The sequence below is a fragment of the Acinetobacter sp. P8-3-8 genome, assembly GCF_000214135.1.
In the GTDB taxonomy this organism is placed as follows: domain Bacteria; phylum Pseudomonadota; class Gammaproteobacteria; order Pseudomonadales; family Moraxellaceae; genus Acinetobacter.
In genome coordinates this window covers 1-12,602 of the sequence record NZ_AFIE01000067.1, presented here as the reverse complement: position 1 = coordinate 12,602, position 12,602 = coordinate 1, and the positions used below count along the sequence as shown (strand labels likewise).

Here is a 12,602-nt window from a genome sequence, read left to right as displayed (position 1 = left end):
ATTAGTGTTTTTATTATTACAAAAAAATCATGCATTTACAAACATATCGTTACACTATTTCATTTATTTTTACAGCTTATTTTAAATCTACAATCGTTAATACCAATGAATAAGAATTGGTATGAAAAACAAGAATCATTATTATTCGCATACAAATTTGCATTACTCTTTGTGAGTTCCAATATGTCTTTTATCAAATCGCGTAAAAAACTAGTGACTACAGCAATCGCCTCTTCTTTATCAGTCATCGCTACTACAGCGATCGCACAAGAAGAAATTGCACAGTTGCCAACAATCAAAGCTCAAGCGACAAGCGAACAAAGCTTAAAAGTAGACCAATCTGCAAATACCAAATTTGTAGCTCCTCTTTTAGATACACCTAAGTCTGTATCTGTAATTTCAAAACAACTCATTGAAGATACACAAGTTACAACACTTTCAGATGCACTTCGTACTGTTCCGGGGATTACACTTGGTGCTGGTGAAGGTGGTAACCCAAATGGTGACCGCCCATTTATCCGTGGTTATAACTCTGAAAGTTCAATGTTTGTAGACGGCGTACGTAATTCAACATCACAAAACCGTGAAATGTTTGCTGTAGAGCAAGTTGAAATTACCAAAGGTTCTGCATCAGCTATGGGTGGTGCTGGCACTACTGGTGGTAGTATCAACATGATTTCTAAAGTTGCAAAAAAAGGTGACTTTTTAGAAGGTTCTGTTGCAGGTGGAACAGATGATTACCAACGTATTACTTTAGACGGTAACAAAGATTTTGGTAATGGTATTGCAGCACGTGTTGCAGTCATGGGACACCACAATGACAAAGCTGGCCAAAAAGATGGTACTGAATATGCGCGCGCAGGTATTGCACCAAGCATTACTTTTGGCTTAGAGAGCGATACTCGTGCAACTTTAAGCTACTACTACCTCAAAACAGATGATACACCTGATTCTGGTGTTCCATATAACAACCCATTTTCAGCTACAAGTCCTAAAGTAGGCTTAAATGGTAATGGTAAGCCTATCGATGTTAAACAAGGTATGTACTATGGTTGGAAAGATCGCGATTTCCAAAAGCAAGAAAACCAATCAGGAACAATCAAGTTAGAACATGATCTGACTGATGATTTAACCATTAGCAATACCGCTGTTTATAATAAGTCTAAAAATGATTACCTTTGGACAAATCCTGATGATTCAAAAGGTAACTTTTATAATGCTGCAGGTGATTTAACTGGAAATGTTTGGGCTCGTGCAAACTCACGTGTTGCTGATACTGATGCATTTACAGATCAACTTGCTTTGAAAGGAAAATTTAATACTGGTCGCTTAAAGCACAGTTTTAACTTAGGCGCTGAGTATTCAGACCAAGAAACTGATCGTACACAATATATTATTGATGGCTTAACCTCTACCGGTGCTGCCAATAGCTCATGTAATGCAGCTGCTATTGCTTCGGGCTGGTGTACTTCTGTACAAAATCCTAATCGTGGACAATGGACTGGCACAATCAGCACAGAAGGTGCAGATCGCTATAAAATTGAAAATAAAAACACTTCTGTTTATTTCTTAGACAGCATTGAGCTTCATCCACAATGGATTTTAGATTTGGGCGTTCGATGGGATGATTATTCTGCAGAACAAACAATGACTTATGGTGCTCGAAATAGTGCAGTGCTTGGAAGTAGTACAACTCCACCAACAGCAAAAGCTGGTGATCAAGTAGCGATTAAAAATGATTCCGACTTCATAAATTATCAAGCAGGTTTAGTCTACAAACCTGTAGAAAATGGTTCAATTTACGCAAGTTATGCAACCTCATCAAATCCAGTCGGTGTCGATGGTGGTGATGGTTCTGAAGGTATTACAGCTGCAATCAAAAACTTAAAACCTGAAGAAGTTCGTACAATGGAACTTGGTACGAAATGGGATGTTTTGAATGACAAGTTAAACTTAACTGCTGCCATTTTCCGTACTGAAAAAACCAATACTCGTGCAACAGCTGATGATGGTACAACTAAAAATATCGGTGAAACACGTGTTGATGGCTTTGAATTAGGTGTAAACGGTAATATCACTGAAAAATGGGCATTATCTGCTGGCTATACTTATTTAGACAGTGAGTTAGTGGATGACGGTACTGGATTAAATGACGGTAAGCAAGTTCAAAACGTTGCAAAAAATAGTGCAACACTTTGGACAACATACCAAGTATTACCTGCACTCACTTTAGGCGCTGGTGCAATTGCTATGGATAAGGTCTATGGAAATGCAGCAAATACTAAATTTGTTCCAGGTTATGTACGTTACGATGCAATGGCTCGTTATAACGTAAACAAAAGCGTTGATTTACAACTCAATGTAAACAACCTTTCTGACAAACGTTATTTCACCAAAGCATACTCATCACACTATGCAACAGAAGCTGAAGGTCGTAGCGCAGTACTTTCTGTTAACTTTAAATACTAAGATCGAGTACTCCTGTTTTGACAGATAGTGCTTAAAGAAAAAGGAGTCTTTATCCCTAAAGGCTCCTTTTTTAATTGCAAAAATTGGCAAATATTGGCAAATATTGAATAGCAAATTCATTATTCTAATTATGTGCGTGAACAAATAAAATCAACGCAGTCTATCTAGAACAGCCCCTACTGTTTTATCTCCTTTATTTCTGATTTTTGACGACTTAATTCACCTCAATAACTGTTCCATTTGCACATCATGATTCTATGCAATAAAAAGCTAAATTTATGACTGAAGTTTTTTAGACATTAAAATTTACCATCGATTAAAAAACATTGATTTTTAACAAAAAGTTTCACGCTATTTTTACATTCTGTAATTGTTTTACTGAATTAAGATATCGAAATTAAGCATTTTTTCCATCGTTATTTATGTATAAACAACCCTAATAGTCATTGTTAATGATAATAATTATCACTAAAATTCGCATCAATTGTTACAGGCCTTAACAATATCTCCACTTTTACTGCATATTCATTATTTGACAGAAGCGATGCCGTGCAGTCCAAAAGAGTTTTTCATTTATAAATTGGGGTACCTTGCAATGGCGCAAATTAAAAGCCGTAAACATAACAGAACAACTCAGCTTGTTGCTCTAGCAGCATCATTCCCGTTGATGGCACATGCTGCTCAACAGGAAAATGATTTGGCAAAATTGCCTGTGATTTCTGTTCAAGCAAAAGCTGAAGCAGAAAATGCTTATAAAGCTGAGCGAGTTAATTCTGTAAAATACACTCAGCCATTGGTAGATACTCCACAAACCATCTCGGTGATCAAAAAAGAAATCTTAAAAGAACAAGGTGCGACTTCTCTTGTAGATGCACTTCGCAACACCCCTGGAATTACGCTACAACTGGGTGAAAATGGTAATACCAGTGCAGGTGATGCTTTCCAAATGCGTGGCTTCGATACTAAAAATTCAATTTATGTTGACGGTATCCGTGACATTGGCGCGGTTAGTCGCGATGTCTATAATCTTGAACAAATTGAAGTTGTGAAAGGTCCATCTGGGGCTGAAGCTGGACGTGGTGGCGCGGGTGGTTATATTAACCTTGTGAGTAAACTCCCTTATGCAGAAAACAGCCGTGAAGTATCAGCAACCTACAAAACAGCAGAACATGGACGTTTAACTGCGGATATTAATCAAGCGATTAATGACAGCGTCGCTGTACGCCTAAATGTCATGGGACAGCAAGGTGGTGTAGACGGCCGTGATTATGTTGAACAGAATGGTTGGGCTGTTGCACCCTCTATTGCATTTGGTTTAGATAGTGACACACGTTTTTATTTATATTCACAACACATTCGTCAACGTAATGTTCCAGATGGTGGTATTCCGACCATTGGGATGAAAGGCTTTTATTATCATAATACCGACACCAATTTGACACAGGCACAACGTGATCTGATCAATACCGCTGTCAATGCAGCCAAACCTGTCGACCACGAAAATTTTTATGGCAGTGTAAACGACTATGAAGATATCGATGCCAATATGGTCACGGCGAAAGTTGAGAGTGATTTTGCTGAAAATATTAAACTGACCAATATTACCCGTCTGGGTCAAACCGATATGGATCGTGTATTAACTGGGGTCAATGCACTGGTTATCAGTAATCTGAATACACCGAAAGATCCAAACTCATGGTCTGTGGTTCGTACTCGTCAAGGTGTAGATCAAACCAATAAAATCTTAACCAATCAGACTGCATTGAATTTGAATCTTAAAACAGGTTCAGTTGAGCACGACATCGTGGCAGGTCTAGAATTATTAAGAGAAGAACAGTCTAATAATACGTTGAATGTTCAAACTCCAGGACAAGCTGCACCTGTAATACCACCAGCAAGCTTATATAAACCTAATCCATTTACAAAATTACCCGACCTAGTCAATACAGGTGCATATTCCAAAGGTAAAACTGATACTGCTGCTGCCTACTTATTTGATACTTTGAAGTTTGGTGAACGCTTTCAATTAAATGGCGGAGTTCGTGTCGATTATTATGATACTGAATACGATGGGCTGACTGTAGCAACCGATGCAAAAACGTTGGCTGTCACGAAAACACCAAGTGATTTAGGGACCAATGGTACTTTAGTCAGTTGGAAATTAGGTAGCGTATTTAAACCAACCCATGCAAGTAGTATTTATGCATCTTATGCAAAATCATTAACACCACCCGGCACAGCATTTGTTTTAAATAATAGTGCAAGTTCTGCAAATAACTTTGCCAATGACCCTACAGCAAAACCTCAAAAGACCAACCATTATGAGGTGGGTACTAAATGGACCTTGAATGATGACAAAATCATTCTCACAGCAGCAGCTTATCATACCGAAAATGAAAATCAGATTACGCAAGACCCGATTAGCTTAGAATATGTGCCTGAAGGGAAAATGACGGTTAAGGGCGTGGAACTTGGTGCTGTTGGTCAAATTACACGTGCGTGGAATGTCTCAGCTGGTGTTGCTTTTATGGACACTGAGCAAGAAAATCAGCAAACCTATAATGCAACAACAAAAGTATGGACTGAAAATAATGCTGTTCGTTGGTCGCCAGACTGGACTGCAACTTTATGGACAACCTATAGCGTTGCAGGATTTAAAGCAGGTGTGGGGGCACGCTATGTCGATGAACAAAAACGTGCTATCACGCCTGGTTCAACAGCAACAACGAACATGCCTGCAATTCCAAGCTATGTCGTATTTGATGCCATGGCAGGTTATACATTTAATAAACAAGCATCAGCAAGCCTACATGTCTATAATCTTGCAGATAAAGAATACATCAGCACGTTGAACAATGGTGGTTCTCGCCTTGTTTTAGGTCAACCACGTTCAGCAGCATTATCATTTAATTATAAGTTCTGATAAATTGCACAGGACGCTCGTTTTAATATCGTGTATTCTTGGGAATGCACGATTTTTCCTTTTAAATCATAGGAAACCATAAACATGATGTTGCATATCCCTGACGTTTTAAGCAAACAACAAGTGCTCGATATTCGTCACAGACTTGACCATTCAACAGCATGGATCGATGGCAAAAAAAGTGCGGGTTCACAAGCCCAGTCTATAAAAAATAACCTGCAAATCGATGTCCATTCAGAAATTTATCAGCAAATTTCACCATTTATCCTCACAGCACTGAAACAGCAAGCGATGTTTCAATCGGCAGCATTGCCACGACACTGTTTAATGCCAATGCTGAACTGTTATCAAAATTCAGGAAATTACGGCAACCATGTCGATAATGCTGTGCAGTATTCATCAGAAACAGGGCAGCCCATTCGTACAGATGTATCTATCACAGTATTTCTGTCTGAGCCTGAAGAATATGAAGGTGGTGAATTGGTTGTCGAAGATCACTATGGTACACATGAAGTCAAACTCAATGCAGGCGATGCCATACTCTACCCTGCGACCAGTCTGCATCGTGTTGAACCTGTTACATCAGGCAAACGGATCGCTGCATTTACTTGGATTCAAAGTATGGTGAAAGATGATTGGCAACGCAGTATGTTGTTCAATCTTGATATGACCATTATGCAACTTCGTCAAAAATATGGCGATTCAGAAGAAACGGTCAATCTAACCAGTCATTATCATAATTTATTAAGACAATGGGGCGACCTATGAGCCAAATGAATTCGAAAGAAATTCTAGCGCCATTGACGCAAATTCCAGACTATTTACAAACCATTACGGATTATCAACAGCAAGCAGAAAAGCATTTGTCTGCAAATACATGGCATTACCTCCAAGGTGGCGCTATGGATGAACATAGTGTCCGAGATAATCTGCAACAATTTAAAAATATCCAACTTATTCCACGTTTGTTAAATGATCTGACTCAAGGCAATACTGAATGTGAGATTTTAGGACAAAAATTTCCACATCCGATCTTTTTAGCACCGATTGGACATCAACAACTCTTTCATAGCGATGGTGAAGCTGCGACAGCCCTCGCAGCAGAAGTACTGGGAAGTAATTTTGTTTTAAGTACCTTTACCAATACAGATCTTCGTCATCTAAAACCAGAAAATCCATACAAATGGTTTCAACTCTATTGGCAAGGTGATCGTGAAAAGTCATTGGCCTTGGTAAAACTGGCTGAACAACAAAACTTTAAAGCCATTGTGATTACTGTGGATTCACCGCATACAGGTATTCGAGATCGTGAGCGTCGTGTTTTTTTCCAACTGCCTGAAGGTATGCAGCATCCGCATACCCCTACCCACATTCCTTTGCCTGAAATAACAGAAGATCAACATCCTGTTTTTAATGGACTTATGCAAATTGCACCCAAATGGGCAGATATCGAATTTGTTATTGCCAATACAAATTTGCCTATTATTCTAAAAGGTGTGTTGCATCCTTTGGATGCTAAAAAGGCAGTCAACATTGGTGTAAAAGGTTTAATCATTTCCAATCATGGTGGGCGTGTTTTAGATACAGCTATATCACCACTCAAAGCCTTAGAAAAAATTAAAGTCGTTGTCCCGAGTGATTTTCCTTTATTATTGGATGGTGGAGTACGTCGTGGAACTGATGTATTCAAAGCTTTAGCACTGGGTGCTTCTGCTGTATTGATTGGTCGTCCAGCGATGTATGGACTAGCGGTTGCGGGTGCTTTAGGTGTTGCTCATGTCATTAAAATCTTAAAGGAAGAATTTGAGATTACTATGGCTTTAATGGGAACTGCTACCGTAAATGAGATTAATCAAGAATACATTTTTCAAGATTCGCTATTTTAAAGAAAATTTTTCTCTTAAACCGATTAAATAGCGCAAATTAAGAAAATTATTCCCGAAGCATCTGTTTTACAATTAATCTTAAGTTAAACCGTTTACAAGCAGTCAGAGTCTGACTTTATGTGATGTTATGACCATCCATAATTTTATGCCACTTTAGGCGAATATACTCCGAAAACACTTGTAAATTGCGTGAATAGACACAATCTATAGAGTAGTAAGTTGCCTTTACCCAAGATACGAGCAACGACAACTACACAAGGAGTTACCTCATGATGTTGGCTGATCCAAGTAAAAAATATCGTCGCATGTACCAACGTGTGGACTTGCCTGACCGTCAATGGCCAAACAACGAAATCAATAAAGCGCCGATTTGGATGAGCACCGACCTCCGTGATGGTAACCAAGCGATTTTCGAACCAATGAACATTGAACAGAAATTTAAAATGTTCCAAATGTTGGTGAAAATTGGCTTTAAACATATTGAAATTGGCTTCCCTTCTGCATCACAAGTTGACTTTGACTTCACACGTAAATTGATTGAAGAAGGTCATATTCCAGAAGATGTTTATATTGAAGTTTTAGTACAAGCACGTGATCATTTGATTGCTCGTACTTTTGAGTCTTTGCAAGGTGCAAAACGTGCCATCGTGCATATTTACAATGCAAACTCACCGACATTCCGTCAAAAAGTGTTGAATGTTGATGTGGCTGGTGCAAAACAATTGGCAATCAATGCGGCAACCAAAGTCAAAGAATATGCTGCACAACAGCCTGAAACTGATTTTATTTTCCAATACAGTCCAGAATGTTTTACTGCAACTGAATTAGAAGTTGCAAAAGATGTTTGTGATGCTGTCACTGAAATTTGGGAAGCTTCTCCTGAAAATAAAGTGATTTTAAACTTACCTGCAACGGTTGAAGTTTCTGGCCCTCACGTTTATGCAGACCAAATTGAATGGATGCATCGTAATTTACAACGTCGTGATGGTGTGATTATTTCTGTGCACTGCCATAACGACCGTGGTTGCGGTATTGCAGCATCTGAATTGGCAATCATGGCGGGTGCTGACCGTGTCGAAGGTTGTGTCTTTGGCAATGGTGAACGTACAGGTAATGTGGACGTTGCAGCAATTGCCTTGAACATGTATACCCAAGGTGTGGCATGTGAATTAGATTTCTCAAATATCAATGAAATCATTGCAACAATTGAAGAATGCACAGGTTTACCTGTACACCCTCGTCACCCATATGCAGGTGATTTGGTCTTTACAGCATTCTCTGGTTCTCACCAAGATGCGATTAAAAAAGGCTTTGAATACCAAAAGAATGAAGAAATTTGGGATATGCCTTACTTGCCAATCGACCCTAAAGATTTAGGTCGTGATTATGATGCTGTGATTCGTGTCAATTCACAGTCTGGTAAAGGTGGTATTGCTTACTTGTTAGAATCCAACTACAACGTGGTATTACCACGTCGTTTACAAATTGAATTCTCACAAATCGTTCAACAAGTTGCGGATGACGAAGGTGTTGAAGTTTCAGCTCAACAAATTTGGACTTTATTCCAAGACACCTATGTTGAAATAAAAGATGCACATTATTCTGCTAAAAATTACAGATTGTCAGATGACAATGGTAATCAAATCATTGAACTTGATGTGGTTGTAAATGGTGAAGTGCAGCATTTACGTGGTGAAGGCAATGGTCCTATTTCTGCAATCTTGAACGCACTTCAATTACCAATTGACGTTGTGAACTATGAAGAACGCAGTATTAGTTCTGGCGCACATGCCAAAGCTTTAGCTTTAATTGAGCTTCAAGTACAAGGCACAGGTAAATCTGCATTTGGCGCAGGCGTACATGACAATATTGTCACCTCATCCATTGAAGCGATTATTGCTGCAACCAACCGTTTGATTGAACAAGGTGTACTCAGCACTGAGCAAGTGATCGCAGCAGCCGTATAAGCCATATCTATATAAGCAATATCAATTAAATGACTTTAGAAAGGATGCCCTAGGTGGTATCCTTTCTTTCGTTAAAGCTTAGCCTTGAAAGTAAACTTAAATACTTAATCCCTATTGTGTAATTACTTTCATACCATTAATTTATTAGCAAGAATGATGACGTAGATGTACGTAACATCAGTAATTTACTCTACTTCCTAAAATATTAAGGCGAATTATTTCTGTGTCTTTTCCAGCTGACTCGGTGGGTCTAGTCACCCCGCAAAAGTTCCAATTTGAAGAGCCTTTAGAGCTAGAATGTGGTCGTGTTTTGCCACGTTTTGAAATCATGGTCGAAACCTATGGTGAACTCAATGCCGATAAATCCAATGCGATTCTGATATGCCATGCGCTTTCAGGTCATCATCACGCTGCAGGTTATCATCATGAAGATGATAAAAAAGCAGGCTGGTGGGATGCTTGTATTGGCCCGAATAAAGCGATTGATACCTCGAAATTTTTTGTTGTTGCTTTAAATAACATTGGTGGTTGTAATGGTTCAACTGGCCCAACGTCACCTAATCCTGAAAATGAAAATCGCCCTTATGGCCCAGACTTCCCTTTAGTTACCGTGCGTGACTGGGTAAAAACGCAGACCATGCTTTCTGACCGTTTAGGTATTGATACTTGGTATTCAGTGATTGGAGGATCATTAGGTGGAATGCAAGCTTTACAGTGGTCTGTAGATTATCCTAATCGTTTAAAAAATTGCGTCATTATTGCCAGTGCACCAAAACTTTCCGCACAAAATATTGCCTTTAACGAAGTAGCACGCCAGTCTATTTTATCTGATCCAGACTTTCACAATGGTCGTTATTTAGAACATGACAGCTACCCAAAACGTGGATTAATTTTGGCACGTATGGTCGGACATATTACCTACCTATCTGAAGAAGCCATGAAACAGAAGTTTGGTCGTGACTTAAAATCAGGCAAATTTATGTATGGTTTCGATGTTGAATTCCAAGTCGAAAGCTATTTGCGTTATCAAGGTGAACAATTTAGCCGTAACTTTGATGCTAATACTTATTTAATTATGACTAAAGCTTTGGATTATTTTGATCCATCTCGTGAATATGAATTGTCACTGAAAAAAGCCATGGCCAATACCCAATGTCGGTTCTTAGTGGTGTCCTTTACTACAGATTGGCGTTTCACCCCACAGCGTTCACAAGAAATTGTAGATTCACTCATCAGCAATCATAAACCTGTAACTTACCTCGATATTGATGCAGAACAAGGACATGATTCTTTCTTGTTCCCTATTCCACTGTATGTAAAAACCTTACGTGCATTTTTAGGTGGTCCTGAACATCTTGCAACAACACCTAAGGAGGCATTGTAATGCGTATAGACCAACAACTTGCCGAAAAATGGATTAGTGCTGGAGCAAGTGTTCTCGATTTAGGTTGTGGTGACGGTGAATTACTGGCACAAATGGGCAAAAAGCAACAAATTCACGCTTATGGCTTAGAAATTGATCAAGAAAAGATTGCAATTGCTGTAAGCAAAGGGTTAAATATTATTCAACAAGACTTAAATCTCGGTTTGGGACGCTTTGCTGACCAGTCATTTGACTACGTGGTTATGGCACAAGCTTTGCAAGCTGTAGATGCACCAGATGTGTTATTACGCGATATGGTGCGTGTGGGGAAACAAGCGATCATTACATTTCCTAATTTTGCATATTGGAAGACACGTTCTTTCCTTGCACTTAAAGGGATGATGCCCGTTTCTGATGCATTACCGTATATGTGGTACAATACGCCCAATATCCACTTATGCACCTTTCGTGATTTTGAAGCACTGTGTGCAGAAAATCAGATTCAAATTATCGATCGACTCGCCGTAAATGGGAACCAACAAGGCAGCTTTTTAAGTAAAGCTGTACCGAATTTGTTCGGCGAAGTCGCTATTTATCGAGTGAGCGCTCTATGAAAAAAGTATTATTAGGTAGTACATTATTTTTTGGGCTGTTAAGCATTCAAGCCCATGCGGATTATGTTCCACAGCAACAACAATCAACCTCTCAATTGGTTGCACAATATTCACACATGAATGTTGCAGATTTGCAAAAAGCAGCTAGATCTGGGCAAGCAGCAGCACAATTTTATCTCGCAACCCATCTCCAAGCGGGGACAGGTGGCGTTTCTAAAGATATGAAACAAGCTTTTGCTTGGTATAAAGCTGCGGCTGATCAAGGTATTTCGGCAGCTCAACTCAATGTTGGTCGTATGTATGCCGATGGTCTAGGCGTTTCTAAGAGTGAAACTGCTGCACGCCAATACTTTGAAAAAGCAGCAAGTCACGGCGACAATCGTGCAAGCTTTAACTTAGCGGTGATGGAAGAGCAAAAGAAAAACTATATGGGTGCTTACCAATGGTATGAGCTTTCAACCCGTGATGGTATGCTTGATAATAAAGTGATCAGCATGTCTCAAAGCAAGAAAACTGCTTTGGCTGCAAACTTAACTCAAGATCAAATTCGTACTGCAACACAACGTGCAGACCAATGGATTCAAGCGCAATAAGCTGAATTTTGAGCATGAAAGCACCTTCGGGTGCTTTTTTATTGATTTTAAAACACTCAAATAACACTATTTTTAATTTATTAATAGAATCAGCTAAAATACCCACTATTATTCAAAATCAGAGCAATTGAAATGTCATCAAAAGATTGGTTATCCCAAGGAACACTGGTACTCGCAAGTAATAACAAAGGTAAAATTGCTGAATTTGAGAAAATGTTTGCCGAGTTAAACCTACCTGTAGATGTGATTCCACAAGGAAAACTCAATATCGAAGATGCGATTGAAGATGGTTTAAGCTTTATTGAAAATGCCATTATCAAAGCTCGTCATGCAAGCCGTATTTCAGGAAAACCTGCAATTGCAGATGACTCAGGTATTTGTGTACCGATATTAGGTGGCGCACCTGGAATCTATTCAGCTCGCTATGCAGGTGAACATGGTGATGATGCTGCGAATAATGTAAAACTATTAGAAAATTTAAAAGCTTATCGTCAAGATGGCGTAACAATTGAAGGCATGTTTGTTTGTGTTTTGGCATTGGTTCAACATGCAGACGATCCACTTCCACAAATTTTCCAAGGGATTTGGCAAGGTGAAATTTTAGAACAAGCCCGTGGTGAAAATGGTTTTGGTTATGACCCGCTGTTCTGGTTACCTGAACTGGGTATTTCTAGTGCTGAAATGAGCAAAGAAGAAAAGAATAAAATTAGCCATCGTGGTCAAGCAATGCAATTGTTTAAAGCAAGTTTGGAAAAGTAAAACCTTGTAGATACCTATGCCTTGTAGG

At 39.1% G+C, this 12,602-nt stretch carries 9 protein-coding genes; all 9 read left to right on the top strand.

The genetic code is table 11. From position 1 onward, the window contains the following. Window positions 1-183 precede the first annotated feature (183 nt). The 9 genes from GGG_RS0116975 to rdgB all read left to right on the top strand — a co-directional run bounded on the left by GGG_RS0116975 (window position 184) and on the right by rdgB (window position 12,574). Window positions 184-2,469, top strand: a complete 2,286-nt coding sequence (locus GGG_RS0116975; protein ID WP_029574663.1) for a TonB-dependent siderophore receptor — start codon at window positions 184-186, stop codon at window positions 2,467-2,469. Window positions 2,470-3,064: 595 nt separating this feature from the next. Next, the gene (locus tag GGG_RS0116970) at window positions 3,065-5,392 is read left to right on the top strand and encodes a catecholate siderophore receptor Fiu (protein WP_010117015.1); all 2,328 of its coding nucleotides are present in this window, start codon (window positions 3,065-3,067) and stop codon (window positions 5,390-5,392) included. Window positions 5,393-5,476: 84 nt separating this feature from the next. Further along, window positions 5,477-6,160 (top strand): Fe2+-dependent dioxygenase, encoded by a 684-nt coding sequence (locus GGG_RS0116965; RefSeq protein WP_010117013.1) that lies wholly within the window; start codon window positions 5,477-5,479, stop codon window positions 6,158-6,160. A 5-nt stretch (window positions 6,161-6,165) separates the two neighbouring features. Beyond that, a complete protein-coding gene (locus GGG_RS0116960) occupies window positions 6,166-7,278 on the top strand; it encodes an alpha-hydroxy acid oxidase (RefSeq protein ID WP_029574662.1) in 1,113 nt (370 codons plus the stop codon). Between the two features lie 269 nt (window positions 7,279-7,547). Next, window positions 7,548-9,245: a 2-isopropylmalate synthase gene (gene leuA / locus GGG_RS0116955; protein WP_010117010.1), complete on the top strand. Its 1,698-nt coding sequence runs from the start codon at window positions 7,548-7,550 to the stop codon at window positions 9,243-9,245. A 223-nt stretch (window positions 9,246-9,468) separates the two neighbouring features. Beyond that, window positions 9,469-10,629, top strand: a complete 1,161-nt coding sequence (locus tag GGG_RS0116950) for a homoserine O-acetyltransferase (protein WP_010117008.1) — start codon at window positions 9,469-9,471, stop codon at window positions 10,627-10,629. Continuing rightward, a complete protein-coding gene (gene metW / locus GGG_RS0116945) occupies window positions 10,629-11,222 on the top strand; it encodes a methionine biosynthesis protein MetW (protein WP_010117007.1) in 594 nt (197 codons plus the stop codon). The genes GGG_RS0116950 and metW overlap by 1 nt, the downstream gene beginning before the upstream one ends. Further along, window positions 11,219-11,815, top strand: coding sequence for a tetratricopeptide repeat protein (locus tag GGG_RS0116940; protein WP_010117003.1), 597 nt, complete (start codon window positions 11,219-11,221; stop codon window positions 11,813-11,815). The genes metW and GGG_RS0116940 overlap by 4 nt, the downstream gene beginning before the upstream one ends. Before the next feature lie 132 nt (window positions 11,816-11,947). Further along, window positions 11,948-12,574 (top strand): RdgB/HAM1 family non-canonical purine NTP pyrophosphatase, encoded by a 627-nt coding sequence (gene rdgB / locus GGG_RS0116935; protein ID WP_010117001.1) that lies wholly within the window; start codon window positions 11,948-11,950, stop codon window positions 12,572-12,574. Window positions 12,575-12,602: the final 28 nt, after the last annotated feature.